This window comes from Promicromonospora alba (genome assembly GCF_042654905.1).
GTDB lineage: Bacteria > Actinomycetota > Actinomycetes > Actinomycetales > Cellulomonadaceae > Promicromonospora > Promicromonospora alba.
In genome coordinates, this window is the sequence record NZ_JBHSFI010000007.1 from 35,455 (window position 1) to 59,870 (window position 24,416).

General features: G+C 73.0%; 26 protein-coding genes. 12 read left to right on the plus strand and 14 right to left on the minus strand.

Annotated features, from left to right (window positions below):
* Positions 1 to 8 precede the first annotated feature (8 nt).
* Both ACFO6V_RS21735 and ACFO6V_RS21740 read left to right on the plus strand, forming a co-directional pair.
* Positions 9 to 1,955, plus strand: coding sequence for an FAD-binding monooxygenase (locus tag ACFO6V_RS21735; protein ID WP_377139289.1), 1,947 nt, complete (start codon positions 9 to 11; stop codon positions 1,953 to 1,955).
* Positions 1,952 to 3,415, plus strand: coding sequence for an NAD-dependent succinate-semialdehyde dehydrogenase (locus ACFO6V_RS21740; RefSeq protein ID WP_377139291.1), 1,464 nt, complete (start codon positions 1,952 to 1,954; stop codon positions 3,413 to 3,415). Before ACFO6V_RS21735 ends, ACFO6V_RS21740 begins: the two co-directional genes overlap by 4 nt.
* A gap of 108 nt (positions 3,416 to 3,523) precedes the next feature.
* On the opposite strand, the gene ACFO6V_RS21745 is transcribed toward ACFO6V_RS21740, so the two are convergent.
* Positions 3,524 to 4,330 carry a GH12 family glycosyl hydrolase domain-containing protein gene (locus ACFO6V_RS21745; protein WP_377139294.1) on the minus strand — a complete coding sequence of 269 codons (807 nt, stop codon included), beginning with the start codon at positions 4,328 to 4,330 and terminating at the stop codon, positions 3,524 to 3,526.
* 292 nt (positions 4,331 to 4,622) lie between these two features.
* Here ACFO6V_RS21745 and ACFO6V_RS21750 point away from each other — a divergent pair, with 292 nt between their 5' ends.
* On the plus strand, positions 4,623 to 6,287 hold the full coding sequence (locus tag ACFO6V_RS21750) for a thiamine pyrophosphate-binding protein (protein WP_377139296.1): 1,665 nt from the start codon (positions 4,623 to 4,625) through the stop codon (positions 6,285 to 6,287).
* A gap of 30 nt (positions 6,288 to 6,317) precedes the next feature.
* On the opposite strand, the gene ACFO6V_RS21755 is transcribed toward ACFO6V_RS21750, so the two are convergent.
* Positions 6,318 to 7,247: an alpha/beta fold hydrolase gene (locus tag ACFO6V_RS21755; RefSeq protein WP_377139298.1), complete on the minus strand. Its 930-nt coding sequence runs from the start codon at positions 7,245 to 7,247 to the stop codon at positions 6,318 to 6,320.
* A gap of 82 nt (positions 7,248 to 7,329) precedes the next feature.
* On the opposite strand from ACFO6V_RS21755, the gene ACFO6V_RS21760 reads away from it, so the two are divergent.
* On the plus strand, positions 7,330 to 7,905 hold the full coding sequence (locus ACFO6V_RS21760; protein WP_377139301.1) for a hypothetical protein: 576 nt from the start codon (positions 7,330 to 7,332) through the stop codon (positions 7,903 to 7,905).
* A gap of 12 nt (positions 7,906 to 7,917) precedes the next feature.
* On the opposite strand, the gene ACFO6V_RS21765 is transcribed toward ACFO6V_RS21760, so the two are convergent.
* The gene (locus ACFO6V_RS21765) at positions 7,918 to 9,240 is read right to left on the minus strand and encodes an FAD-binding oxidoreductase (RefSeq protein ID WP_377139303.1); all 1,323 of its coding nucleotides are present in this window, start codon (positions 9,238 to 9,240) and stop codon (positions 7,918 to 7,920) included.
* 147 nt (positions 9,241 to 9,387) lie between these two features.
* On the opposite strand from ACFO6V_RS21765, the gene ACFO6V_RS21770 reads away from it, so the two are divergent.
* Entirely contained in the window at positions 9,388 to 9,909 is a 522-nt protein-coding gene (locus tag ACFO6V_RS21770; protein ID WP_377139305.1) for a PH domain-containing protein, read from the plus strand.
* Positions 9,910 to 9,953: 44 nt separating this feature from the next.
* Positions 9,954 to 11,498 (plus strand): PH domain-containing protein, encoded by a 1,545-nt coding sequence (locus ACFO6V_RS21775; RefSeq protein WP_377139307.1) that lies wholly within the window; start codon positions 9,954 to 9,956, stop codon positions 11,496 to 11,498.
* 30 nt (positions 11,499 to 11,528) lie between these two features.
* Here the strand turns inward: ACFO6V_RS21775 and ACFO6V_RS21780 are convergent, their stop codons facing one another.
* The 3 genes from ACFO6V_RS21780 to ACFO6V_RS21790 all read right to left on the minus strand — a co-directional run bounded on the left by ACFO6V_RS21780 (position 11,529) and on the right by ACFO6V_RS21790 (position 13,905).
* Positions 11,529 to 11,855: a DUF5808 domain-containing protein gene (locus ACFO6V_RS21780; RefSeq protein WP_377139310.1), complete on the minus strand. Its 327-nt coding sequence runs from the start codon at positions 11,853 to 11,855 to the stop codon at positions 11,529 to 11,531.
* A 96-nt stretch (positions 11,856 to 11,951) separates the two neighbouring features.
* Entirely contained in the window at positions 11,952 to 12,899 is a 948-nt protein-coding gene (locus ACFO6V_RS21785; RefSeq protein WP_377139313.1) for a diacylglycerol/lipid kinase family protein, read from the minus strand.
* A gap of 49 nt (positions 12,900 to 12,948) precedes the next feature.
* Complete coding sequence (locus ACFO6V_RS21790) at positions 12,949 to 13,905, minus strand: helix-turn-helix transcriptional regulator (RefSeq protein ID WP_377139316.1); 957 nt, start codon at positions 13,903 to 13,905, stop codon at positions 12,949 to 12,951.
* A gap of 125 nt (positions 13,906 to 14,030) precedes the next feature.
* Between ACFO6V_RS21790 and ACFO6V_RS21795 the strand changes: the two genes are divergently transcribed.
* Positions 14,031 to 14,480 carry an SRPBCC family protein gene (locus tag ACFO6V_RS21795; protein ID WP_377139319.1) on the plus strand — a complete coding sequence of 150 codons (450 nt, stop codon included), beginning with the start codon at positions 14,031 to 14,033 and terminating at the stop codon, positions 14,478 to 14,480.
* A gap of 98 nt (positions 14,481 to 14,578) precedes the next feature.
* On the opposite strand, the gene ACFO6V_RS21800 is transcribed toward ACFO6V_RS21795, so the two are convergent.
* The gene (locus ACFO6V_RS21800; protein ID WP_377139322.1) at positions 14,579 to 15,151 is read right to left on the minus strand and encodes a dihydrofolate reductase family protein; all 573 of its coding nucleotides are present in this window, start codon (positions 15,149 to 15,151) and stop codon (positions 14,579 to 14,581) included.
* Positions 15,152 to 15,335: 184 nt separating this feature from the next.
* Between ACFO6V_RS21800 and ACFO6V_RS21805 the strand changes: the two genes are divergently transcribed.
* Positions 15,336 to 16,016 (plus strand): alpha/beta fold hydrolase, encoded by a 681-nt coding sequence (locus ACFO6V_RS21805; RefSeq protein ID WP_377139325.1) that lies wholly within the window; start codon positions 15,336 to 15,338, stop codon positions 16,014 to 16,016.
* 63 nt (positions 16,017 to 16,079) lie between these two features.
* Here the strand turns inward: ACFO6V_RS21805 and ACFO6V_RS21810 are convergent, their stop codons facing one another.
* Positions 16,080 to 16,673, minus strand: coding sequence for a hypothetical protein (locus tag ACFO6V_RS21810; RefSeq protein ID WP_377139328.1), 594 nt, complete (start codon positions 16,671 to 16,673; stop codon positions 16,080 to 16,082).
* Positions 16,674 to 16,808: 135 nt separating this feature from the next.
* On the opposite strand from ACFO6V_RS21810, the gene ACFO6V_RS21815 reads away from it, so the two are divergent.
* From ACFO6V_RS21815 to ACFO6V_RS21830, 4 genes are all read left to right on the plus strand, one after another.
* The gene (locus tag ACFO6V_RS21815) at positions 16,809 to 17,018 is read left to right on the plus strand and encodes an EF-hand domain-containing protein (RefSeq protein ID WP_377139331.1); all 210 of its coding nucleotides are present in this window, start codon (positions 16,809 to 16,811) and stop codon (positions 17,016 to 17,018) included.
* Between the two features lie 30 nt (positions 17,019 to 17,048).
* Positions 17,049 to 17,546: a hypothetical protein gene (locus ACFO6V_RS21820; RefSeq protein ID WP_377139334.1), complete on the plus strand. Its 498-nt coding sequence runs from the start codon at positions 17,049 to 17,051 to the stop codon at positions 17,544 to 17,546.
* A 79-nt stretch (positions 17,547 to 17,625) separates the two neighbouring features.
* Complete coding sequence (locus ACFO6V_RS21825) at positions 17,626 to 18,270, plus strand: trimeric intracellular cation channel family protein (protein WP_377139336.1); 645 nt, start codon at positions 17,626 to 17,628, stop codon at positions 18,268 to 18,270.
* 108 nt (positions 18,271 to 18,378) lie between these two features.
* Entirely contained in the window at positions 18,379 to 18,528 is a 150-nt protein-coding gene (locus ACFO6V_RS21830) for a hypothetical protein (protein ID WP_165827147.1), read from the plus strand.
* Between the two features lie 80 nt (positions 18,529 to 18,608).
* On the opposite strand, the gene pcaC is transcribed toward ACFO6V_RS21830, so the two are convergent.
* From pcaC to ACFO6V_RS21860, 6 genes are read right to left on the minus strand one after another with little or no spacing between them, the layout of a single operon-like run.
* Positions 18,609 to 19,049 (minus strand): 4-carboxymuconolactone decarboxylase, encoded by a 441-nt coding sequence (pcaC, locus tag ACFO6V_RS21835; RefSeq protein WP_377139339.1) that lies wholly within the window; start codon positions 19,047 to 19,049, stop codon positions 18,609 to 18,611.
* Positions 19,046 to 19,867: an alpha/beta fold hydrolase gene (locus tag ACFO6V_RS21840; protein ID WP_377139341.1), complete on the minus strand. Its 822-nt coding sequence runs from the start codon at positions 19,865 to 19,867 to the stop codon at positions 19,046 to 19,048. The genes pcaC and ACFO6V_RS21840 overlap by 4 nt, the downstream gene beginning before the upstream one ends.
* Positions 19,864 to 21,111: a lyase family protein gene (locus tag ACFO6V_RS21845; RefSeq protein WP_377139343.1), complete on the minus strand. Its 1,248-nt coding sequence runs from the start codon at positions 21,109 to 21,111 to the stop codon at positions 19,864 to 19,866. The genes ACFO6V_RS21840 and ACFO6V_RS21845 overlap by 4 nt, the downstream gene beginning before the upstream one ends.
* A complete protein-coding gene (gene pcaG, locus ACFO6V_RS21850; protein WP_377139345.1) occupies positions 21,104 to 21,775 on the minus strand; it encodes a protocatechuate 3,4-dioxygenase subunit alpha in 672 nt (223 codons plus the stop codon). The genes ACFO6V_RS21845 and pcaG overlap by 8 nt, the downstream gene beginning before the upstream one ends.
* Positions 21,768 to 22,559, minus strand: a complete 792-nt coding sequence (gene pcaH / locus ACFO6V_RS21855; protein WP_377139348.1) for a protocatechuate 3,4-dioxygenase subunit beta — start codon at positions 22,557 to 22,559, stop codon at positions 21,768 to 21,770. Before pcaH ends, pcaG begins: the two co-directional genes overlap by 8 nt.
* Positions 22,556 to 24,415, minus strand: a complete 1,860-nt coding sequence (locus ACFO6V_RS21860) for a sugar phosphate isomerase/epimerase and 4-hydroxyphenylpyruvate domain-containing protein (RefSeq protein ID WP_377139351.1) — start codon at positions 24,413 to 24,415, stop codon at positions 22,556 to 22,558. The genes pcaH and ACFO6V_RS21860 overlap by 4 nt, the downstream gene beginning before the upstream one ends.
* Position 24,416: the final 1 nt, after the last annotated feature.

The window sequence follows — 24,416 nt, forward strand, 5'->3', positions numbered from 1 at the left end:
GAAGAACGATGCAGTTCCACCATCACGGCTACGTGTCCGGCGACCCGCGCGTCCAGCCCGCCGCCGGCTACGGTCTCGAGCGCCCCGCCGAGCTGCCGGACGAGGTCGACGTGCTCATCGTCGGCAGCGGCCCGGCCGGCATGATCGCCGCCGCGCAGCTGGCGCAGTTCCCCGGCATCCGCACCCATGTCGTCGAGCGGCGGGCCGGACGCCTCGAGATGGGCCAGGCCGACGGCATCCAGGCACGCAGCGTCGAGACGTTCCAGGCGTTCGGGTTCGCGGAGCGCATCACCGCGGAGGCATACCGGATCACCGAGATGGCGTTCTGGAAGCCCGACCCCGCCAACCCGGCGAACATCGTCCGCGGTGCCGTCCCGCCGGACGACGCCCACGGGATCAGCGAGTTCCCGCACCTGATCGTCAACCAGGCGCGGGTGCTCGACTACTTCGCCGAGGTCGCGGCGAGGGCACCCGCCCGGGTGACCCCGGACTACGGGCTGGAATTCGTCGGGCTCACCGTCGCGGACCAGGGCACGCATCCCGTCACCGTCACCCTGCGACACACGACCGGACCGCAGAAGGGCGACACCCGCACGGTGCGCGCCGGCTACGTCGTCGGCTCGGACGGGGCGCACAGCGCCGTCCGGCAGGCGATCGGCCGCAAGCCGGTGGGCGACCGGGCCAACCACGCCTGGGGCGTGATGGACGTGCTCGCGGTGACGGACTTCCCCGACGTGCGCACCAAGTGCGCCATCCAGTCGCACGACGGCGGTTCCATCCTGCTCATCCCCCGCGAGGGCGGGTACCTGGCCCGCTGGTACGTCGACCTCGGCGAGGTGCCGCCGGGTGAGGGCGCCCGCATCCGCGCGACGTCGCTGGACGAGGTGATCGCACGGGCGAACCGGATCATCCACCCGTACACGCTGGACGTGAAGGACGTGCCCTGGCACAGCGTGTACGAGGTGGGCCACCGGGTCACCGACGGGTTCGACGACGTACCCGACGAGCTCACCGGCATCCGCACGCCCCGGGTGTTCCTCACGGGCGACGCCTGCCACACGCACAGCGCGAAGGCCGGGCAGGGCATGAACGTCTCGATGCAGGACGGCTGGAACATCGCCTGGAAGCTGGCCCACGTGCTCACGGGGCGGGCGCCGGAGTCCCTGCTGGCCACCTACTCGGCCGAGCGGCAGGTCGTCGCACAGAACCTGATCGACTTCGACCGGGAGTGGTCGCGCCTCATGGCCACGCCCCCCGAGGACCTGCCCGACCCGACCTATCTCGAGGACTTCTACGTCAAGACCGCCGAGTTCCCCTGCGGGTTCATGACGCAGTACCAGCCCTCCATGATCGTGTCCGAGCCGGTCCATCAGCACCTCGCCACGGGCTTCCCGGTGGGCAAGCGGTTCAAGTCGGCCCCGGTGGAGCGTGTCGCCGAGGGCAACCCCGCCCACCTCGGGCACCACGCCCGCGCCGACGGCCGGTGGCGCGTCTACGCGTTCGCCGACGCGGCGGCGCCCGGCGAGGCCTCGGCGCTGCGGGAGTGGGCCCAGTGGCTGGGCACGGCACCCGGGTCGCCGCTGCTGCGCCACACCCCGGCCGGCACGGATCCGGACTCGGTGCTCGACGTCAAGGTCGTCTACCAGCAGGACCACTTCGGCGTGGAGTTTTCCGACGTGCCGGAGGTCTTCAAGCCCCGGGTCGGCCCGTTCGAGCTGGTCGACTACGAGAAGGTGTACGCGACCGACCCCGCGCAGGACATCTTCGAGCTGCGGGGCATCGACCGGGGCGGGGTGGTGGTCGTCGTGCGGCCGGACCAGTACGTTGCCGCTGTGCTCCCCCTGAGCGCGACGGACGAGCTCAGCGCGTTCTTCGCCGGGGCACTGCTCCAGCCGGACGCCACGCCCCGAAACACGAACCTGCCCACGAACGCGCCGACGAAGGAGAACACATGACCGACACCCGCGAGTCCGACCTGCTGGACTCCGTCCCCGACGGGCTGCTCATCGGCGGCGAGTGGCGGCCCGCCGCGGCCGGCGCCACGCTCACGGTCGAGGACCCGGCGACCGGCAAGACGATCAAGTCCATCGCGGACGCCGGCGCGGAGGACGGCATGGCCGCGCTCGACGCCGCCGTCGACGCCGCGGCCGCGTGGGCCGCCACGCCCGCCAGGGCCCGTGGCGAGATCCTCCGCCGCGCGTTCGACCTCCTCCAGGAGCGCAGCGAGGACTTCGCCCTGCTGATGACCCTCGAGATGGGCAAGCCGCTCGCGGAGGCCCGCGGCGAGGTCGCGTACGGCGGCGAGTTCCTGCGCTGGTTCTCCGAGGAAGCCGTGCGCATCACGGGCCGCTACGGGCCCAACCCCGAGGGCTCCGGCCGCATCATCGTCAGCCAGCACCCCGTGGGGCCGTGCTTCCTCATCACGCCCTGGAACTTCCCGCTGGCCATGGCCACGCGCAAGATCGCGCCCGCCCTCGCGGCCGGCTGCACCGTGGTGGTCAAGCCCGCGGCACTGACGCCGCTGACCACCCTCTACCTCGCGAGGCTGCTGCAGGACGCCGGTCTGCCCGACGGCGTGGTCAATGTGATCACGACGTCCAGCTCCGGCGCCGTCTCCGAGCCCATCATCAGCGACCCGAGGCTGCGCAAGCTGTCCTTCACGGGCTCGACGCCCGTGGGCCAGAAGCTCCTGGCGCAGGCGGCGCCGGGCGTGCTGCGCACCTCCATGGAGCTGGGCGGCAACGCCCCCTTCGTGATCTTCGACGACGCCGACCTGGACCAGGCCGTCAAGGGCGCCCTCGCGGCGAAGTTCCGCAACATCGGGCAGGCGTGCACGGCCGCCAACCGCTTCATCGTGCACTCCTCGGTCGCCGGCGAGTTCGCCCGCAGGGTGACCGCCGCGGTGAACGACTTCGTGATCGGCCGCGGCACCGAGTCCGGCGTGACCATCGGCCCGCTGGTGGACGACAAGGCAGTCGCGAAGGCCGAGGCGCTGGTCCAGGACGCGGTGGCCCGGGGCGCTGAGCTAGCCACCGGCGGCTCGCGCATCGACGGGGCTGGCAGCTTCTTCGAGCCCACGGTCCTGACGGGCGTCACGCCGGGCAGCGACATCCTGCGCGAGGAGATCTTCGGCCCGGTGCTCGCCATCGCCACGTTCGACACGGAGGACGAGGCGGTGGCGCTGGCCAACGACACCGAGTACGGGCTGGTGAGCTACGTCTACACCGAGAGCCTGTCGCGCGGCCAGCGCATGATCGAGCGCCTGGAGACCGGGATGATGGGCCTCAACGTCGGCGTCGTCTCCAACGCGGCGGCGCCCTTCGGCGGCTGGAAGATGTCGGGCCTGGGCCGCGAGGGCGGCGCCGAGGGCATCCACGAGTACCTCCAGACCAAGTACACGCTGACCCCGGCCTGACCACCGCCCCACAGCTGTCGCGAAGTAGAGCGCCTGTCCGAGTCTCCCTGGGCACTCCAGCGAGACTCGGACAGGCGCTCTACTTCGCGGTCGCCATGGGACGGGTAGCTACTGGACGTCGACCCAGTAGCTGTTGGTGTTCAGCTGGCCGTTACCGGTGAAGACCTCGGTACCCGCCTGAACGCTGCTGAGGTACTTGCTGTTGCTGATCCACCCCCGGTTCACGAGGTTGCCGGTGAAGTCCCGCAGGTTGAGGTTCACCGAGTTGGTGTTCGAGGTGCGGACGAACGAGAACACGTTCCACCCGTTGCCGTTGCCGGCGTCGATCCAGCCGCGGTACAGGTCCCAGGTGCCGCCGCCGATGTTGACGGTCGCCTGACGGGTGCCTGCGGGGCCTGCGCCGCCCGACTTGTACGGCCAGATCATGATCTCGTCGGTGGGGTTGCTCGACGCCCCGGGGTTCGACTGGTTGTGCAGCCAGAGGTCGTAGGCGACGTTCATGGTGCCCGAGCCGGTCACGCCGTAGTCCCACGTGGTCGGGACGCTGCGGTTGGCGCTCAGCTGCACCGGAAGCTCCGTGCCCGAACGCTGCCAGCCCCAGTGCCAGCCGAGGACGACGCTGGAGTAGCTCTTGACCGAGTTGGACTGCCCGCTCCACTCCCAGTTGGTGCCCCAGCCGATCGTGTCGCCCGACTGCCAGTTGTCCCACACGCACTGCCATCCGGAGCCGGACCCGCTGCCCCAGAGGTTGTTGACGACGTAGTACTTGCCCATCGCGATGTTGCCGCCGCTGGCGCAGGTGCTGGCGGCCTGAGCCGGCGCGGCGGTGGCCACGACGGGAACCACTGCGAGGCACAGCGCGGCGACGACGCCAGTGATCCGGTGTTTGATCGATGCGGTTCGACTCTGACGCATCTCGGTCCTTTCGGTCAGGTCTCGTCGGGCCCTCATTGGCGCGACGAAATCCGCTGAAAAGCGGGTGAAACCAATGATGGGGTGAAGTTTCAGAAATGTCCATCGTTTGGCATGAACTCGTCGAAGCGCTTCCGCGCGGAGAGCGGCTGAGAGGGCGTAGCTATACTTCGGAGCGTCAAGGCGGACGCACCGCCTGCGCTCGAAAAAGGGGCGCGCGGCAGCCCGCGAGCCGGGCCGCACGGGACACATACGGACCGCACCACTCATCCGTCACTGTTTCCCTGGAGGCCCCGTGCCCACCGTGTCCGCACACGTCGCCCGTACCGTTGCCCGCCACGTCGACCACGTCTTCGGGGTCATGGGTAACGGCAACGCCTGGTTCCTCGACGACCTCACACGCTCGACGCAGGCCAGGTTCACGGCCGTCCGCCACGAGGCGGGTGGTGTGGTCGCCGCCGACGCCCACTTCCGCGCGTCGGGCCGTATCGCCGCCGCCACCGCCACCTACGGCGCCGGGTTCACCAACGCGCTGACCGCGCTCGCCGAGGCCGCCGCGGCCCGCGTGCCGCTCGTGCTGCTGGCCGGCGACGAGCCGACGTCGGGCCCGCGGCCCTGGGACGTGGACCAGATAGCGCTCGCGGCCGCCGTCGGCGCCCGCACCTATACCGTCGGTCGTGCGGACGCCGCGGCCACGAGCGTCATCGCCATCGAGCACTCCCTGACCTACCGCGTGCCCGTCGTGCTGGCCATCCCCTACGACGTCGCCGCGCTGGAGGCCGGGCCCATCCCCGACGCGCCGGAGCCCACGGTCCCCGCGCCGATGGCCCCGACCGGGCCGTTCGACGCCGCCGCCATCACCGACCTCGCCAAGCACCTCGCCACCGCGGAGCGGCCGCTGCTGCTCGCCGGGCGGGGCGCCTGGCTCGCCGGCGCGGGTCCGGCGCTCGGCGATCTCGCGGAGGCGACCGGGGCGCTGACCGCCACCACCGCGCTGGGGCGGGGAATCTTCCCCGACGGCCGGTACGACCTCGGCGTCGCGGGCGGCTTCGGCGCCGAGCGGGCGATGGAGCTGGTGCGCGAGGCCGACGTCGCCGTCGTGGTCGGGGCGTCGCTCAACCAGTTCACCATGCGGTTCGGCGACCTGTTCGCGCCCGGCACCCGCGTGGTCCAGGTCGACACCGCGCCCGCCGCTACGCACCGGCACGTCGGGGGCTTCGTCCGGGGCGACGCCGCCCTCGTGACCCGCATCCTCCTCGACGAGCTGAACACCCTGACCGCCAAGCCGTCCGGCTGGCGCGAGACGGTGGACGTCGCAGCGGCCCGGCGCTACGACACCGGCCCCGCCGACGGGATCGCCCCCGACGGACGCCTCGACCCCCGCACCGTCGCACACCGCCTCGCCGACCTGCTGCCCGCGCAGCGCGTGGTCGTCTCGGACGGCGGGCACTTCATCGGCTGGGCCAACATGTACTGGCCGGTCGCCTCCCCCGACCGCATGGTGATGGTCGGCACCGCCTACCAGTCCATCGGGCTCGGCTTCCCCAGCGTCGCGGGCGCCGCGGCGGCCCGGCCCGACGACGCCGTCGTGCTCACCACCGGCGACGGCGGCGGGCTGATGGCGCTCGCCGACCTGGAGACCGCGGTGCGCACCGCCGGCGGGCGCGGCATCACCGTCGTCTGGAACGACGCCGCCTACGGCGCCGAGGTGCACGTCTACGGGCGGCAGGGCATCACGAAGGAACCGATGCTCATCCCCGAGACCGACTTCGCGGCGCTCGCGGAGGCGGTCGGCGCGGAGGGCGTCGTGGTCCGCTCCCTCGCCGACCTGGACCGCCTCGCGACGTGGGCCGCCGAGCCCGTCGCCGACCGCCGCTTCCTGCTGCTCGACTGCCGGGTCTCGGGGGACGTCGTCGCCCCGTACCAGGAGGAGATCCTGCGGGCGAACCGCACGCGTTAGCGCGGTCGCCGCCCCAGCGCGGCCAGCGTGTCAGGACCCGGCGTGCACGCGCCCGAGGAAGTCGCGCGCCAGCCCGACGACCTCGTCGAGGTTCGTCTCCAGCGCCCAGTGGCCGCCGTCGAGGAGGTGCAGCTCGGCGTCCGGCAGGTCGCGCAGGTAGGCCCGCGCCGACCCCTCGGGCATGTAGCCGTCCTGCGGGCCCCAGGCGATGAGGGTCGGGGGCCGGTGCTCGCGCAGGTACGCCTGGTAGCGGGGGAACCAGTCGAGGTTCTCGCGCAGCCCTTCCATCAGCCCGACCATGACGCCGCGGCGTTCGGGGGTCCGGAGCTGGGCCCACGCCACCGTCCACAGCTCGGGCGGGATGCGCTCGGCGAGCTCGTCCCGCACGTCGTTGAGGAACTCCTCGCGGAATCCCTCCTCGGTCACCGCGTTCTCCAGCACCGCGTGCCCCTCGGGCGTCGGGTTCTTCCAGTAGTCCCGCAGTCCCTGGTACTTCGGCCCCAGCTCGTCCTCGTAGATGTCGCCGTTCTGGATGATCAGCGCGGCGACCCGCTGGGGCGCCCGGATGGCGAGGCGCAACCCGATCTGGGAGCCGTAGTCGTGCAGGTACAGCGCGTACCAGTCCAGGCCCAGCCGGGTGCAGAACGCGTCGAGGAAGCCCGCGTACCCGTCGAAGGAGTAGTCGAAGGTCGCCGGACCGGGCGTGCCGCTGTACCCGAAGCCCGGGAAGTCGGGGGCGATCGTGCGCCAGCGGTCGGCGAGCGCCGGCATCAGGTTGCGGAACTCGTACGACGAGCAGGGATAGCCGTGCGGGAGCAGGAGCACGGGCCCGTCCGGGGGTCCGGCCTCTCGGTAGAACACCCGCACGCCGTCCAGGTCGAGCGTGCGGTGGCGGACGGCGCGGTCCGTGTCGGCGTGGTCGATGTCGGTGCGGTCGGTGGCTGAGGGTGATATCTCCATGATTCTCACCATCGCGAGCCACCGCGTGGCTCGCAACGGGGTGCGGGGGGCCACAATCGCGAGGCCCTGCCATGATGAACGGGTGACCGCCTACGACCTGCACGTCACTGAAGCCGACCCGGCCCGGGTCGTCACGGTCCTGCCCGGGAGCGGCTACACCGCCATGGGTCCCCTGCTCTGGTACGCGCGCAGCGCGCTGCGCGACCTGGGCTGGACGGTCCGCACCCTGGAGTGGGCGGCCAGGCCGTCCTTCGGCTCGGCGCGCGAGACGTACGCGGAGATCCTCGACGGCCGCGGTGCGCCGGGTGAGGACGCGCTGCACCTGGTCGTGGCCAAGTCCCTCGGCACGCTCGCCATGCCGATGGCGGTCCGCCTCGGCCTGCCGGGCGTCTGGCTCACCCCCGTGCTCACGAGCGAGCAGGCGCCCGACGTCCGGGAGACGGCCGCCGAGCTGGACGAGGACCACCTGCTGATCGGCGGCACCGCGGACCCCCTGTGGGACGGCGAGCTCGCGGACGGCTCGGAGGCCGACGTCCTCGAGGTGGAGGACGCCGACCACAGCCTCGAGGTGCCGGGCACCCGGGCCGAGAACCTCGCGATCCTCGATGAGGTCGTCAGCGCGATCGAGGAGTTCGCGGGTTCGTTCGGCGAGGAGTGACGGTCGCCCTGGCTAGCCCGCCGCCACGGGCGGGATGTTCTGGTTCAGGTGGAAGACGTTGTCCGGGTCGTAGCCGGCCTTGACCGCCGCGAGGCGCGCGAGCTTCGCGGGCGGGTAGGCCCGCTGGACGCCGGCCGCGCCGTCGTCGCCGAGCACGTTGACGTACACGCCGCTGGCGAAGGGTTCGAGGCGGGCGGCACTGGCCCGGGCCGCCGCGATGCTGTCGGCGTCCTCGGCCGGGTCGGTCCAGCCGGTGGCCGCAACGTACTCGAAGCGGGTGTCCCGCTGGCTGAACGCGGCGTCGTCGTCCGGTACGTCGGCGATGGCGCCGCCGTACGCCTGGAGACCTGCCCGGACGCCGGGTTCGGTGGCGAGCAGCGCCTCGATCGCGCCGAGGGACAGGTCGGTGACGTAGTGCCCCTTCCAGTAGCGCCGCACGGCGTGGCCCGCCGTGCTGTCCTCCCGGGTCTGGAGGTCCAGGTAGGACAGCTCCTCGACCCGGCGGTCCACTGGTGTGCCGAGTGCCGATTCGAGCTCCGCCGCGTGCGCCAGACCCTCCGCCGGGTCGCCGACCCACACGAGGCCGAGCGCGACCACGCCGTCGTGCACGCCGGCGGTGTAGGTGGCCGCCCGCGGGGCCTGGGCGGCGAGGTCGCGCCACCGGGCGACCGTCGGCGCTGCTCCCCCGACCGGGAAGTCGAGCTCGACGCTCAGCGCGCGGGTGCCGACGTCGTGCAGCCGGAACTCGAACTCGGTGACGACGCCGAAGTTGCCGCCCCCGCCGCGCAGTGCCCAGAACAGGTCGGGCCGCTCGTCGGCCGAGGCGCGGATTACCTCGCCGGCCGCCGTGACGACCTCGTAGGAGACGACGTTGTCGCAGGCCAGACCGCACTGCCTGGCCAGCCAGCCCATCCCGCCGCCCAGGGTGAGCCCGCCGACACCGGTGTGCGACACGTTGCCCGCCGTCGTCGCGAGCCCGTACGGCTGCGTCGCGGCGTCGAGCGCGCCCAGCAGGGCGCCGCCCTGCACCCACGCCCGTTTGCGCTCCGGGTCCACCCGGACCGCGCCCATCGGCGTGAGGTCGATCATGAGCCCGCCCTCGGGAACTCCGTGCCCGACGACGCTGTGGCCCCCGCAGCGGACACCGACCTCCAGGCCTTCCCGCCGCGCCAGCGCGAGCGCCGCCACCACGTCGCCGGCGTCCCGGCAGCGGACGATCAGTGCCGGCCGGTGGTCGACCATCGCGTTCCACACCGCGCGGGCCTCGTCGAACCCGGCGTCGCCCGGGCGCCGGACGTCGAGCCCTGACACCGCGGAGCCGTCGATCGTGTCCATGCTTCGCTCCTCCTCGAGCGGGGCCCCTCGTGCGGGCGCCCCGGTCCACAAGAGACCGTCCGAGGGCGGAGGACTCATCGCAGTCGGCTGCATCGGAATGGCCCGAATGACGTTGCCGCCGCCGGTCCCGCTTGGGACCATGGGGCCGTGACCGCGCCGACGATCGACGAGAGTCCGGATCCGCCCCTGCGTCTGCGCCCGCCACGGCATGCCGTGGACCCGCGCGCCGTCGGCTGGTGGTCGCTGCAGCTCGTGCTCTGGACGGCAGTGCCCGTCGTGATCCTCGGCGTGCTGGGCCTCCTGATCCCTCCCGCCCGCCTGTGGCTGCTCGTCCCCGCCGGGATCCTTGCCGTCCTGGGGGTGCTGGCCGCCGTCGCCCTCCCCCGGCTGTGGTTCCGCCACCACCGCTGGGAGGTCACCGAGCAGGCGGTCTACACGCGCACCGGCTGGTTCTTCCAGGAGTGGCGGGTCGCGCCGCTGTCCCGGATCCAGACCGTCGACACCGTCCGCGGGCCGCTGGAGCAGCGCTTCGGGCTGGCGACGCTCACGGTGACGACGGCCTCCGCGAAGGGGGCGGTGAAGGTCGAGGGGCTCGACGCCGAGACGGCCGCCGACCTCGCCGCCGAGCTCACCGTCGCCACGCAGGCCACGCCCGAGGACGCGACCTGAGCGCCGACGACCTGAGCACCGACAACCCAGCGGCCGGCGACCCGGTGGCCGACGACCCGGCGTGGGAGCGGTTGGACCGCCGGGCCTTCCTCGCCGGCGGCGTCTACACCGCGCTCCCCACCGCGGGCGCGGCGCTCATCACGGGCTACTGGCTGGCCGTCGGCAGCACCGTCGGCACGGCCCTGGCCTGGGTGCTGCCTGCCTTCGTGGTCATCACCGCCGCCGGGGCCGCGTCCGGCGAGTGGATGTGGCGCGTCACCAGCTACCGCGTCGATGCCGACCGGTTCCACGTGCACACCGGCACCATCTGGCGCAAGCGTCTCGCCCTGCGCCGGGAGCGGATCCGCTCGGTCGACCTCACCGCGGACCCGGTGCTGCGCGTGCTCGGCGCGGTGACCGTGCGCGTGGGCACCGGCGAGAAGGCGGGGGCCGAGGGCACCGTCACGCTCTGGCCGGTGCGCCGCGCGTCCGCCGAGGCGCTGCGCGCCACCCTGCTGGCGCACGCCGCGCGGCCGGACGCCGACGGCGGCGCCGACCCGGCCGACGGGTCGCTGGCCCGGTTCGACCGCGGGTGGATCCGGTTCGCCCCGCTGTCCTTCCTCACCCCGGCGCTGGGGGCCGCCGCGGGCGGCGGCACCCTCCAGGTGGCCGAGTGGTTCGGGATGCAGCAGCGGGTGTTCGACGTCGTCGGGTCGTGGTTCGGTCTGGCCCCGGTGCTGCTCGTCGCCCTCGTGCTCGGCGTCGCCCTGCTCCTCGTCGGCGGCGTGGCCACCCTCGCGCTCTGGGTCGAGACCTGGTGGAACCACACGCTGGACCGTCAGGCCGACGGCACGCTGCAGGTGCGGCGCGGCCTGCTCACCACCCGGTCGATCACGCTGGAGGAGTCCCGGCTCCGGGGGCTGGAGGTCGTCGAGCCGCTCGCCGCCCGCCTGGCCGGCGGCGCGCGCGTTGACGCCGTCGCCACCGGGCTCACCACGGACGACGAGGACAAGACGGAGAGCCGGACCCTCCTGCCCACCGCGCCGAAGGAGCTCGCCGACCAGGTGGCCGCGAAGGTCCTCCGCGAGCCGGCACCGCCGACGTCGGCACCCCTCACGGCCCACCCCGAGGCGGCCAGGGGACGCCGGCTGCGCTGGGCGCTCGGCACGGTGCTGGTGACCGAGGCGATAGTGCTCGCGCTCGGGGCGCTCCTCACGCCGGTGCTGCTCCACGTGGCCTGGATCAGCGCTCTCGTGCTCTTCCCCGTGGCGGTCGTGCTGGCGAACGACGCCTACCGCGCGCTGGGCCACACCTTCACCGGCGCGTACCCGGCCGGCTATCTGGTGGCACGCAGCGGCACCGTCCGGCGCGCGACGGTGGCGCTCCAGCGGCGCGGCATCGTGGGCTGGACCGTCCGGCAGTCGTGGTTCCAGCGCCGGGCCGGGCTCGTCACCGTCGTCGCCACCACCGCGGCCGGCACCGGCGCGTACGCCGTCCGCGACGCGGCAGAGGCGGACGGTCTCGCCCTCGCGGACGCCGCCGTCCCGGGCCTGCTGCGGCCGTTCCTGATCGGTGCCGACGCCGAGCCGGAGGTCACCCCGCTGAGCTGACGGCTCCACGGAGCCGACGGCTCAGTCGGGTCAGACGCCGACCTTCTGGCGCACCACGGCGACGGCCTTGCCCATGTTCACGCTCCAGCCGACGCCGAACACGCGGGGCCCGACGACGTGCTCGGCGTCGGGGTTCCACAGCCGTTCGCGGGCGCGCTCCAGGGTCGGGACGCGCAGCTCGTAGGGGACGACCGACGCGATCTTGCCGTGCCAGGTCCGCTCCTCCTTCGGCCTGCGCAGCTCCTTCACGACCGCCGCGGCCGTCAGCGCGATCGCGACCAGCGTGAGGAACTTCTTCAGCCCTCCGCCGCCGTGCGCCGCCTTCTCAGCATGGTCGGTGTGCTTCTTGCGACCCATCGTGGTGCCTCCCGTGCTCTTGGTACAGCCATGTCCGCCTGCACGACCATCCTGGGGCATGTGCCCGCCACTGGCCTCTGCAACGCGCGCAGGTGCTCAGCGGACCCGTACGGCGCCCGGCTGGATGGTGATGCCGACCCGGGTGGTCTCCCCGAGGTCCTCGCCGTCGATCTCGAAGACCCGCGGCTCCATGAGCTCGAGCCGCAGGCTCCGCACCCGCAGGTGCGTGGCGCTGTCGCTGCTCTCGGCCACCTTGCCGCCCGTCGCGAGGCGCTTGATCCCGTTGTCCCAAACCAGGTTCCGCATGGTGTCGAGCCAGCCGACCGCGCCGTCCGCGCTCAGGAGGAGCAGGTCGAGCTCACCGTCGGAGGGGTCGGCGTCGGGCAGCAGGTTGAAGCCGCCCTGGAGCATGCCGCAGTTGCCGACCAGCAGCGTGTGCACGCTGTCCCCGTCGTGCGCCTGTCCGTCCGCGGTGATCCGGACCTCGAGGGGGTCGCTCGCGGCGAGCGCGCGTCCCATCGACTCCACGTAGGCCAGCCAGCCGACCTTGTCCTTGAGGTCGTCGTCGGTCTCCGTGATCATGTGGGCGTCGAGGCCGAACCCTGCCATGACCGCGAACGCGTGGCGTTCGGGTCCGCCGGCGAGGTCGATCTCCAGCCAGCCCACGTCGATGGCCCGCGCCTCGCCGCCGAGCGCCCTGTTCAGGGCACCGGGGATGTCGTTCAGCGGCACGCCGAGGTTCCGGGCCAGGAGGTTCCCGGTGCCGAGCGGGACGATCGCCAGCTCGGTGCCGGTGTCCGCCTCCGCGAGCCGTTCGGCGACGGCCCGGACGGTCCCGTCGCCGCCGGCGACCACCAGCAGGTCGGCGCCCGCCGCGAGCGCCTGCGCCGTGACGCCCTGGCCCGCGTCGTCCTCGCTCGTCTCGAACCAGATCGCCTCGAAGTCCGACCCTGCCGCGGAGGTCGCCTGGTCCAGCCCGGACTCGAGGTCCCGCCTGGTCGTCTTGGACGGGTTCCAGATGATGCAGACGCGTTGTGCGGTCATATCCGCATGTTTCCACAGCCACCGGGTGCGCTCGACCGGAGTGTGCTGGTCACGGGTCCGGCACCGCCTCGGCGAACCGGCGCGCGAGCGCCCGGACCGCCTCGCGGAGCTCGGGCCCGCCCTCGACCCGGAACGGATAGGGCACGCTCGCCAGCCATTCCTGCGCGTACATCGCCGGGTTCCGCGTGCTGCCGACCAGCACGCACCCGTCGTCGACCGCTTCGAGGCGTCCCATCTGTGCGCCGACCCAGGGGGCGACGTCGGCGAGCGGGGCGTCGAACACGACGCGGGTGGTGAACTGCCATCCGGTGCCCAGGTGCTCCTCGAGCGCGGCCACGGGATCGAGGCCGTCGGGCGGCGTGAACCCCCGGTCGGTGTGCTCGACCGCGTGGACCCTGTCGACGCGGTAGGTGCGGGTGGCGCCCGCACGGTGGGAGTGGCACAGGAGGTACCAGCGCCCGTAGCGCACGACGACGGCCCACGGGTCCACCTCGGCGACCCACTCGCTCCCGGACTCGCCGCGGTAGGTGACCAGCACGCGCCGTCGGGCGGCGATCGCGGCGACCAGCTCGCTGGTGACCGTGGTGTCGGGGCGGGCGGCGAACCGGTCGGGTGCGGCGGACGCGTGCTCGCGCAGCGCGGCGGCCTGCCTGCCGACGTCCTCGGGCAGCGCCCGGATCACCTTGCCGAGCGCGGTGTCGACGAGGTCGTCGCCGTCGGCGTCGGGGTGGCCGTCGAGCACCGCCATGACCAGGCCGAGCGCCTCGGTCTGGGTGAACGAGACGGGCGGGAGCCGGGTCCCGCGTCCGAGGCGGTAGCCGCCGTGCGGCCCGCGGGCCGAGGAGACGGGGATGCCGGCCTCGCGCAGGATCTCGACGTAGCGCCGGGCGGCCCGCTCGGTGACGCCCAGCCGGTCGGCGAGCTCGTTCGCCGTCGTGCCGGGGCGGGTCTGCAGGACCTCCAGCGCACGGAGCGCACGCGCGGTGGGGCTGATCTCGGAGGGCACACGTGCAGGCTACGGCCATGTCCAGCGGTCAGGTCCGGAGGGCGTGTCCGGAGGGTGTGCCCGGCGCGCGTGCGAGTGAGTCCGGCACGGGTCACGGTGAAGGAACCCGACGAAAGGAGAGCCTCGTGGCCAGCATCACGAAGTCGATCGACGTGCATGTCCCCGTCCGCACGGTCTACAACCAGTGGACGCAGTTCGAGGAGTTCCCCCGGTTCATGGAGGGCGTCGAGGAGATCCGCCAGCTCGACCCGACCCATACCCACTGGAAGACGAAGGTGGGCGGGGTCGAGCGGGAGTTCGACGCCGAGATCACCGAGCAGCACCCGGACGAGCGGGTCGCGTGGACGAGCAGGACCGGGCCGCAGCAGGCCGGCGTGGTCACGTTCCACAAGCTCCAGGACGATCAGACGCGGGTCACCGTGCAGCTGGACTGGCAGCCCGACAACGCCACCGAGAAGGTGGGCAGCGCCCTGAACTTCGACGACCGCCGGGTCCAGGGCGACCTCGACCGGTTCAAGGAGTTCATCGAGTCGCGCGGCACCGAGACGGGCGCCTGGCGCGGCGACGTGAGCTGACCGTCCTGCGCTGAGACGTGCGATGACGGAATCGATGACCGTCCCGGACCGATGGGTCCGGGACGGTCATCGTGCGTGACGGCCGGTGTGCGCGTCCGTCAGCGCACGACCTCGAAGATCTGCTTCTGGACGCCGTTCTTGTACGCCTCGTGCTCGACGAGGCGGAGCTGCTGGGCCGCCTTGTCGGCGTCGCTGAACAGCGGCTTGCCCTGACCCAGCAGCACCGGGAACACGAGCAGGTGGTACGCGTCGATGAGACCCGCGTCCGCGAGCGCCCGGGTCAGGGAGACGCTGCCGTGCACCTGGATCTCACCGACGTCCGAGTCCTTGAGCTTTGCGACGTCGTCCAGCGAGCGCAGGATGGTGGTCTCGCCCCAGCCCTCGGTCAGGTCCGCCTCGGTGAGCGTCGTCGAGACGACGTACTTGGGCAGGGTGTTGTAGCGCACGAACTCCTCCATGTCGGGCCACACGGGCGCGAACATCTGGTAGCTGGCACGGCCCAGCAGCAGCGCGCCCGCCTCCTCCTGCTCGCGGCCCTTGAGCTCGTACGCCTCCGGTGCCGGGGCGACGGTCTTGAAGGTCCACGCGGTGTCGTGCAGCTCGGGGTCCCCGCCGGTGGGGTCGACCTTGCCGTCGAGCGAGACGAAGTGGGTGGCGACGATGGTGCTCATGGGGGTTCTCCTGGGTAGTGGTTCAGGTAGTGGTGGCCGGCTCGGCCCTCTGCCAACTCTGACGACGGGGGACGGAAAACTCATCGGCCCTCGATCCCGAAACAATCCGGAAGCAGAACGTCCGGAACTGGTTCTAGCGTGGTGCTCAACGGCATCCTGCCGCACTCACCACGGGAGAGAAATCATGGACATCCTGCTCATCGGTGGCCTCTGGCTCGACACGTCCGCCTGGGACGACGTGGTCCCCGAGCTCGAGGCGCTCGGCCACCGTGCCGTGCCGGTCGCGCTTCCCGGTCAGGGCGACGGTTCGACGACGGCGACGCTGGCGGACCAGGTCGCCGCGGTGCTCGCGGCGGTGGACTCGTCAGCCGGAAAGCCGCTCGTCGTCGGCCACTCGGCCGCCTGCACCCTGGCCTGGCTCGCCGCTGACGCGCGCCCGGAGAAGATCGCCGGCGTGGTGCTGATCGGCGGGTTCCCGTGGGACGACGGCAAGCTCTACGCCGACCTGTTCGAGATGACCGACGGCGTCATGCCGTTCCCCGGCTGGGGGCCGTTCGAGGGGCCGGACTCCGCCGACCTCTCCGACGAGGTCAAGGCTGCCCTGGCGGCCAAGGCGGTCCCGGTTCCCGAGGGGGTCGCCCGCGGCGTGGTGCACCTGACCGACGAGCGCCGGTTCGACGTGCCGGTCGTCGTCGTGTGCCCGGAGTTCACCCCCGAGCAGGCGAGGCAGTGGATCGACGCCGGCGACGTGCCGGAGCTCGCGCGGGCCAAGAACGTCGAGCTGGTCGACCTGGACTCGGGCCACTGGCCGATGTTCACCCGCCCAACGGCCCTGGCCACCCTGCTGGCGAACGCAACCCCCTGATCCCTCTGTTGAGTGCTGGCTATTTGCGCTATTTCCTTGTCTGGAGGCGCAAATAGCCAGCACTCAACGCTTCAGGCCGAGGGAGCGGAGCTCCAGGTCCGCAAGCTGGCGGACGGCGGCCGGGTCGCCGGCCCGCCACGCGGCCACCGGGTCGTCCGAGATGCGGGTCAGGGACCTCAGCGGCTGGTTCGCCAGGGCGCGCAGCGCCAGCAGCTGCGGGTCGGCGCCCGCGAACCGCCGGGCGGCGGTCGCGCGCCGGATGAACCGCACCCGGAACGGCACGTACAGCACGGCGAGCAGCAGCACCGGGATCAGGAACACCGCCAGCCCGACGAGCAGCGCGACGTCGGCCACCGTCTCGGCCTGGGACCGGCCGGCGGCGGCCAGGCTCTCGGCGGCGGAGGCCGCGCCGCGGAACGGCGCGGCCAGGTTGTCCCCCACGCCCGGGATGCCGCCGATCCGGCCCTCCACGTCGTGGAACCGTCCGGCCATCTCGTCGGCCGCCGACGCCGTCGCCAGGCCGGGCTGCCCGAGAGTCAGCGTCGCGTCGTGGGTCGTGCGGCCCGCCCAGGCCCAGCCCGCGATCCAGGCGAGCATCATCAGGTCACCGAGCACCTGACGGGCGCACCGGGCAGGCGCTACCGCGTACAACCTCATGGTCTGGTCCTCCGGACGTCGGCGAGTCGCACGCCGCACCGTAGCGGAACCGAGCCCGTTTCGGGAGCCACCGCGCGACCGATCTGTGGTTGCATACTCCCCGACTTTGTTTCCGACATTGCGGAGGTATTGCCCATGACCACCAACGACGAGCTCACCCGTACGTTTGCCGAGTTCGACGGCGACGGCGACGGCCGGATCACCGCCGACGAGTTCCGTCAGGCCATGGCCACCCGCGGTGAGGAGACCTCCGACAAGGACCTCGAGCAGATCTTCGGCAAGGCCGACAACGACGACGACGGCAAGATCAACCTCGCCGAGTTCACCGAGGCCTGGGACGCCTGAGCGCACGAACCGTGAGCACGGGAGCTGGCCATGGCGCGTGACGGCCTTCCCCTCGCCGACGACGGGAACTTCGACCAGGTGGTGCCCGCCGGCCCGGTGGCGCGGTCGTTCGCGTACCTCTGGGGGACGATCGGGCTGCTGGTCGGGCCCGCGCTGATCGTCGTCCTCGCCGTGGTCGGCGAGCTGCAGTGGCAGGGGATCGTAGGCGGCGTCGTCACGACCTTGGCGGTGGGTGGCATCAGCGCCGCGTCGCTCCTGGCCACCGTCCGGATGAAGCGGCGGACGGACCGGCTGGCGCGCAACGGCCGGCCGGCTACCGCGCACGTCGTCGGCTCCCGGACGGTCTCGATCGGCGAGGAGACCGGGACGGAGCTGACCCTGCGGATCAGCGGCCCGGACGTGCCGGAGTTCGAGACCACCCACCGCGGCACGGATCACCGCATCGGCGCCCTCGGCGACGAGTTCCCGGTGGTCGTCGACCCGTCCGACAACATCTTCATGATCCTGCCGCGCGGGTCGAGGGCCTGAGCAGGGACCTGGGCAGGGCCGCTCTCCCCGTTCCGCTCTACGCTTGCCTGTCAGCGTCCCCGGCGGAAAGGAGCCCCACGTGGCGTGGACGTCGCTCGCCCTGGACCTCCTGGGCGTCTTCTTCTTCGCGGTGTCGGGCTCGCTGCTCGCCGTCCGGCGCGAGTTCGACATCGTCGGCTCGCTTCTCCTGGGCACCTGCGTGGGCCTCGGCGGAGGCATCCTGCGGGACGTGATCATCGACGCCGGCGTCCCGCGCGCGTTCGACTCGCCGATCTACCTGGTCCCGCCGGTCGTCGCAGCCGTGGTCGTGTACTTCTTCGCCCACGCCGTTCAGCGCTTCCACAACCTCCTGCTCACCTTCGACGCCGCGGGCATGGCGCTCTTCTCCGTCACCGGCACGCTGGTGGCGCTCGCGGCGGGCATGAACCCGACGGCGGCCGCGATCCTCGGCGTGGTCACCGCCGTCGGCGGCGGCGTGATCCGCGACGTGGTCGCCAACGACGTGCCGCAGATCTTCCGCGCCCGCGGGCTGTACGCCATCCCCGCGCTGATCGGGGCCGCGCTGACCAGCCTCGCCTCCTGGGCGGGCTGGTTCGGGGTCGGCACCGGGACCGCGATCGCCGCGGTGGTGTTCGCCCTGCGGATGGTCTCGCTGCGGTACCGCTGGGGAGCGCCGCCCGCCGGCGGCCACCACGGCACGCCGCAGCTGCCGCCGGCGGTCTGAGCCGCTTCCCGGGATGCCGAATATGACCGAGATGCGAGTAACCGCGAACAGGGGCACTGTCGTATCAGCACGGCGCGACAATGTGCCGTGAGGAGGAAGGAGATCGATATGCCTACGTGGCTCATTCTCATCCTGGTCGGCGTTGCGCTCGTCATTCTGGGTGTCGCCACGGAGATCGGCCAGTTCCTCATCTGGATCGGCGCGATCGTCCTCGTGGTCAGCCTGGTCATCGGCCTGATGGGCCGCACCCGGACCTAGCGCCGGTACGCACCAGACCTCTCCAGGCCGCGATCTGCCAATGCCCCCGGCAGGTCGCGGCCTGGGCCGTCCCTACGACGTCAGACCAGCCCTTCCTTGCCCAGCACCTCCTGGGCGATGGTGAACGCGCGGTTGGCGCTCGGCACCGAGCAGTAGACCGCGGCCTGGAGCAGCACCTCCCCGATCTCGTCGACGCTCAGCCCGTTGCGCACGGCAGCGCGGACGTGCATGGCGAGCTCGTCCCAGTGGCCGCCCGCCACGAGCGCGGTGAGGGTGATCATGGAGCGGCTGCGCCGGTCGAGGCCCGGCCTGGTCCAGATCTCGCCCCACGCGTACCGGCTGACGAGATCCTGGAAGTCGGCGGTGAACGGCGTGGTGCCCGCGACGGCGCGGTCCACGTGCGCATCACCGAGCACCTCGCGCCGCACGGTGGTGCCGGCGTCACGGCGCTGGTCCTCACTGCGCTCGCTCTCACTGCGCTCGCCCTCGTCGGCTCCGACAGCATCGGCACGCTGGGTCATGCCGCCACCCACCCCTCCACCAGATCCCTGACCAGGGCGGCGATCGCCTGCGGCCGCTCGGCCGGCGCCAGGTGCGCCGCCCCGTCCAGCACCCTCAGCCGGGCCCCGGGGACCGCCTGCGCGATCTCCGCGAGCTGCGCGGGCGTCGTCGCCCGGTCCGCGGCGCCCGCTATCGCCACGACGGGGACGCCGACGACGCCGAGCCGCCCCCGCAGGTCGTGGCCGCCCAGCGCCCGGCACACCGCGGCATAACCGAACCGGTCGGCGGTCTGCAGGTCGGCCAGGAGCCGGAGGGCTACCTCCGGTGCACGGTCCAGGAACCCTGGCGCGAACCACCGTCCGGCCGCCGCCTCCACCTGGGTCGGGGTGCCCGCCCGCTGCACCAGGTCGGCGCGCTCGGCCCACCCCGCCGGTTCGCCGAACCGGGTCGCGGTGCAGATCAGCGCCGCACCGAGCACCCGGCCGGGCGCGTCCAGCAGCAGCCGCTGGCCGACCGCACCGCCGACCGAGACCCCCGCATACCAGAACGGCGCCCCAGCATCGCCGCGCCGGGCCTGTGCCCGCTCGACAACGCCGAGGACGACGGCAGCGAGGTCGCCGACGGTGAGCCCGTCGAGCTCACCGGGCGCAGGCGGCGGTGCGGTGCCGTGGCCGGGCAGGTCCCAGCCGACCACGTCGAGGTCAGCACCCAGCAGCCCCGCCACGTCCGACCAGAGCGCCGCTACCGACGTGCCCAGCGAGGGCCCGAGGACCAGCAGCGGGCGTGTCGCGTCGCGCAGCGTGAGCTCGACGGCGCCCAGCCGGGGCCGCGCGGTCACGGCTCCTCGCCCGCCCGGCGCCCGCGGGCAGGGCCGCCGGCGGAGTCGTCGAACCGGCCGAGCACCCGGTCCACGACCGCGGCCGCCGCCCCGACGTCGGGCGCCCGTCCGACGTCGGGCAGGCCGGCGCGCAGGTTCCGGTCGACGGCGTCGGTGTCCACCTCGAGACCCTCCAGGAGCTCTGCGACGGCGTGCGCCGATGCCACGGTGTGCCGGGCGAGCTGCTGAAGGGCGGGCCACTCGGCGTGCCACGCGCCGTCCGACCGCTCGTCGACGGCGAGGCCCGCGGCCGCCAGCACCTGCGCCGCCAGGTGCGGCGCGGCGATCGCCGAGCGCCGCACCAGGACCGACAGCACGGGGTTGCGCTTGTGCGCCATGGCCGACGACGCCCCGCGCCCCGGCGCGGCCGGCTCACGCAGCTCGCCCACTCCGGGCCGGACACCCTGCAGGACGTCGTTCGCCACCTTGCCGAGCACCACGCACACCTCCGCGAGCGCCGAGGCCAGCCGGACGAAGGGCGTGCGCGTGACGTGCCACGGGCCCGGCCCGACGGGGAGCCCGAGCTCGTCGCCCCAGGCCTCCACCAGCGCGAGCGGGTCGCAGTCGGCGACGGGGTCGCCGTCGGCCAGGTCGCTCACGCCCGACAGCTCGCCGGCCGCTCCGCCGTAGGCCAGCGGCAGGGCCTCTGCGGTCTCCGCGAGGAAGGCCCTGGCCGGGTCGAGGCCCTGGAGCCAGCCCGCGAACCGGGCGCCCAGCGTGGTCGGGACGGCGGCCTGGGCGAGGGTGCGGCCGAGCGCCGGCCGGCCGCGGTGGTCCTCCGCGAGGCGGGCCGCGGCGGTGACGGCCCGTCGGAGGTCGGCTCGGATGTTGCCCGCCGCGTCGCGCAGGACCAGCACGAGGGCCGTGTCGAGCACGTCCTGCGACGTCAGCCCGGCGTGCACGAGCGGGGCGAGGTCCGGTCCCGCCGCGTCCCGCAGCTCGGCGACCAGCGGGATCACCGGGTTGCCTCCGTCGGCGCTCGCGCGGGCCACCCGGGTGGCGAGGTCCAGCGCGGCGGCGTCCGGTCCGGCCAGGCGTTCGACGACGGCGTCCAGCCCGCCGCCGCCCCGGTGCCTCGCGAGGACGCGCACCCACGCCGCCTCGGTGCGCAGCATCGCCCGCAGCACGGCTACGTCGTCGGTCACCGCGGCCGGGGAGCCGGGGGCGAGGTCCGCTCCGGGGGTGAGCAGGCCGACGTCAGGCATCGATGCCGTCCCGTCCGGCCGCGGCGGCCGCCGCGCCCGTGTCGGGGGCGGGTGCGTCCGTGCGGTCGTACGTGAGGAACACGGTCTCCTCCTCCCCTGGTCGCCCGCCCTGGAGGCGGATGTCGAAGCGCAGCGAGCAACTGACGCCGTAGCGGAGCGAGCCGTCCGGCTCGTCGTGGGCGAACAACGTCGCCCGTCGCTCGGGTCGGAGCGAGCCGAGCAGCGCGTCCGGTTCCGACGCTGCGGCGTCCGGCAGGTAGGCGCGCGTGAACAGTCGGTCCTGGAGGCCGCGTGCGAAGACGGTCACGGCGAAGAACGGCGCCCGGCCCGGCTCCGTGGCGCCCGGGCGCAGCGTGCGGAACCAGTACCCGCCCTCGCGGTCGGTCTCGGCGCGGCCCCAGCCGGTGAAGGTGCCGTCGCGCAGGATCGAGCCGCTCCGGCGCACGACGGCGCCCGCCGGGTCGGCCTGCCAGATCTCGATCAGCGCGTCGGGAACCGGTACGCCCGCGCCGTCGTACACGGTCCCGTGCAGGCGGACGGCGCCCGGGGCGCCCGCCTCGACCAGCTCGTTGCCATGCGGATAGGGCAGCGCGTAGCCGAAGAAGGGGCCGACGGTCTGGCCGGGAGTCGGTGGGAGCAGGCGCCGTGCTGCGGGATCACTCATCGCCGTCCTCCGGTTCGGTCCAGGTGCGGCGCGACCCGGTCAGCACGATGTCCCAGCGGTAGCCGGTGGCCCACTCGTGCTCCGACAGGTCGTGGTCGTAGGCCGCCACGAGCCGGTCGCGGGCTCGGGCGTCCTGGATGGACTGGTAGATCGGGTCCAGGGCGAAGAGCGGGTCCCCGGGGAAGTACATCTGCGTGACGACGCGTTGCGTGAGCTCCCGCCCGAACAGCGAGAAGTGGATGTGCGCGGGACGCCACGCGTTGAAGTGGTTCCGCCATGGGTACGGGCCTGGCTTGATCGTCTGGAACCGGTACCAGCCGTCGTCGTCGGTCAGCATCCGCCCGATCCCGGTGAAGTTGGGGTCGATCGGCGCCGGGTGCTGGTCGCGTTTGTGCACGTACCGGCCCGCGGCGTTCGCCTGCCAGACCTCCACGAGCTGACGGCGCACCGGCCGGCCCTCCCCGTCGACCACCCGGCCGCGCACCACGATCCGCTCCCCGATCGGCTCTCCGTGGTGCTGGACCGTCAGGTCCGCCTCGAGCGCACCGATGTCCCGCTCGCCGAAGACCGGGGCGAACAGCTCGATGGTCTCCGGGTCGGCGTGGTGCAGGTCCTTGGTCGGGTGCCGCAGCAGCGAGCTGCGGTAGGGCGGCCAGTCGAGGCGTGGGCCGGACTCCGGCGTGGCGCCGCGGTCCAGGCCCTCCTCGTAGGCGCGATGGGCCGCCTCGATCTCGGCGCTGAGCTGCGCCTGCGGGTCGAGCGCGCGGGAGGCGTTCGTCGTCATCGTGTCCCCCTGTCGAGCCGGTCCTGGGCGGCGAGCAGCACCGGGGTGTTGTCGCCCGCGTAGACGTCGTACCCGCCCACCCGCTGCACCACCTCGAAGCAGACGCGGCCGACGCGCGGCGTGTAGAAGTGCCAGAACTCACCGGTCGCCGAACGGTCGAACATGAGCTGGTGCTCGCGCAGAAGGGTCAGTGTCGCCTCGTCGAGCCCGAACCGGGCCCGCAGGTCGTCGTAGTAGTTGTCCGGCACGGGCACCGGCCGGAGCCCTCGCTCCCGGGCCCGCCGGGCGACCGCTACGACGTCGGTGCAGGCCAGCGCTATGTGCTCGGGATGCGACACCCCGACCGGCGCGACGTTCAGCGAGAGGCGCACCGCGCCGCTCGGGGTGCGCATGACCTGGCTGCGGACCAGGCCCTGCGGTCCGGCGGCCTCGGTCGCCGTCGGCTTCTCGAGCCCCAGCACGCTGGTGTAGAACAGCACCGCCTCGTCGTGAGCGTCCCAGCCGTGCGAGACGTTGACGTGGTCGATCCCGGTGATCTCCCCCGCGCCGCCGGTCCGGCCGCGGTCGAACTCGGTGGCCCAGGCGGGCTCCTCGCCGTCCTGCGTCCGGTCGCGGCGGTCGTTGAGGAACACCTCCAGCCCGCTGGGTGCCACGAATCCGGCGAGGTCCTGCTCGCCGTCCTGGGTCCTGCGGGGTGCGGCGCGGACCGCCAGGGCGCGGGCCCGGTCGCCGGCCACCGAGGCGTCGGCGACGCCGAAGCCGATGCCCGCCAGGTGCGGGTCCAGGTCCCGCGCGTGCTGCTCGTTCAGCACGATCCGGGCGTCGCCGGACGACCACAGCCGGACCGGCTTGGTGCGGTGCTGGCCGCGGAAGGTGAGGCCGAGCTGGTCGAGCAGCACCTCGACGCCGCTCGTGTCCTCCGCCTTGATCTCCACGTAGTCGTACCCGCTGGGCACGTCGACGTCGGCGATCCGGTGGAGGCTCGCCCGGCCGCCGCCGTCGGCCGCTCCCCCGTGGGCGGCCGCCCCGCCGTCGTCGGCCAGGAGCCGGGCCGCCCGGTCCTCGAGCCAGACCAGGGAACGCAGCGCGTGCTCCGCCGTGCGCACGGTGTCGGTCTGCCGGAAGACGTCGTTGAAGACCTCCAGCGAGAGCGGGCCGGTGTAGCCCGCGCGGACCAGGTGGGTCACGAACCGGCCGAGGTCCCACACGCCCTCCCCCGGGAACAGGCGGTGGTGCCGGCTCCAGGAGAGCACGTCCATGCTGAGGTCGGGCGCGTCGGCGAGCTGGACGAAGAGGATCTTCTCGCCGGGGATGTCCTCGATCCCGGCGGGGTCGTGGCCGCGGGAGAGGATGTGGAAGCTGTCGAGGCAGACGCCGACGGCCTCGTGGTCGGCGAGCTGCGCGATCCGCCAGGAGCGGCGGTAGTCGTCGACGTACCGGCCCCAGGCCAGCGCCTCGTATGCGACCCGGATCCCGAAGGATGCGGCGAGGTCGCCCAGGCGGCGCAGCTGCTCGGCGGCGACCTGGTCGGAGCCGACGGTCGCCGTGCCCACGTTGCTGCAGACCAGCACGGTGCCGATCCCGAGGCGGCGCATGGTCGTGAACCGTTCCCGTGCCCGGCGCAGGTTTTCCTCCAGCAGGTCCGGGGTGACGCCCTCGAAGTCCCGGAAGGGCTGGTAGAGGTCGAGGCTCAGGCCGAGCCGGTCCGCGAGCGCCCGGATCTCCTCGGGGCTGCGGTCGTTGACGACGAGGTCGGGCTCGAAGATCTCGACGCCGTCGAACCCGGCGTCGGCGCACGCGTAGAGCTTGTCCTCCAGGCTGCCGCTGAGGCAGACGGTGGCGATCGACCTGTGCATG

Bases quoted from the DNA above. Each gene is read 5' to 3' on its own strand.
- ACFO6V_RS21845 (WP_377139343.1), bottom strand. From the start codon at position 21,111: ATGCCTGACGTCGGCCTGCTCACCCCCGGAGCGGACCTCGCCCCCGGC.
- ACFO6V_RS21785 (WP_377139313.1), bottom strand. From the start codon at position 12,899: ATGACCGCACAACGCGTCTGCATCATCTGGAACCCGTCCAAGACGACC.
- ACFO6V_RS21780 (WP_377139310.1), bottom strand. From the start codon at position 11,855: ATGGGTCGCAAGAAGCACACCGACCATGCTGAGAAGGCGGCGCACGGC.
- ACFO6V_RS21800 (WP_377139322.1), bottom strand. From the start codon at position 15,151: ATGAGCACCATCGTCGCCACCCACTTCGTCTCGCTCGACGGCAAGGTC.
- ACFO6V_RS21815 (WP_377139331.1), top strand. From the start codon at position 16,809: ATGACCACCAACGACGAGCTCACCCGTACGTTTGCCGAGTTCGACGGC.
- ACFO6V_RS21740 (WP_377139291.1), top strand. From the start codon at position 1,952: ATGACCGACACCCGCGAGTCCGACCTGCTGGACTCCGTCCCCGACGGG.
- pcaH (WP_377139348.1), bottom strand. From the start codon at position 22,559: ATGACGACGAACGCCTCCCGCGCGCTCGACCCGCAGGCGCAGCTCAGC.
- ACFO6V_RS21765 (WP_377139303.1), bottom strand. From the start codon at position 9,240: ATGGACACGATCGACGGCTCCGCGGTGTCAGGGCTCGACGTCCGGCGC.
- ACFO6V_RS21755 (WP_377139298.1), bottom strand. From the start codon at position 7,247: ATGGAGATATCACCCTCAGCCACCGACCGCACCGACATCGACCACGCC.
- ACFO6V_RS21830 (WP_165827147.1), top strand. From the start codon at position 18,379: ATGCCTACGTGGCTCATTCTCATCCTGGTCGGCGTTGCGCTCGTCATT.
- ACFO6V_RS21805 (WP_377139325.1), top strand. From the start codon at position 15,336: ATGGACATCCTGCTCATCGGTGGCCTCTGGCTCGACACGTCCGCCTGG.
- ACFO6V_RS21735 (WP_377139289.1), top strand. From the start codon at position 9: ATGCAGTTCCACCATCACGGCTACGTGTCCGGCGACCCGCGCGTCCAG.
- ACFO6V_RS21820 (WP_377139334.1), top strand. From the start codon at position 17,049: ATGGCGCGTGACGGCCTTCCCCTCGCCGACGACGGGAACTTCGACCAG.
- ACFO6V_RS21860 (WP_377139351.1), bottom strand. From the start codon at position 24,415: ATGCACAGGTCGATCGCCACCGTCTGCCTCAGCGGCAGCCTGGAGGAC.
- ACFO6V_RS21745 (WP_377139294.1), bottom strand. From the start codon at position 4,330: ATGCGTCAGAGTCGAACCGCATCGATCAAACACCGGATCACTGGCGTC.
- pcaC (WP_377139339.1), bottom strand. From the start codon at position 19,049: ATGACCCAGCGTGCCGATGCTGTCGGAGCCGACGAGGGCGAGCGCAGT.
- pcaG (WP_377139345.1), bottom strand. From the start codon at position 21,775: ATGAGTGATCCCGCAGCACGGCGCCTGCTCCCACCGACTCCCGGCCAG.
- ACFO6V_RS21810 (WP_377139328.1), bottom strand. From the start codon at position 16,673: ATGAGGTTGTACGCGGTAGCGCCTGCCCGGTGCGCCCGTCAGGTGCTC.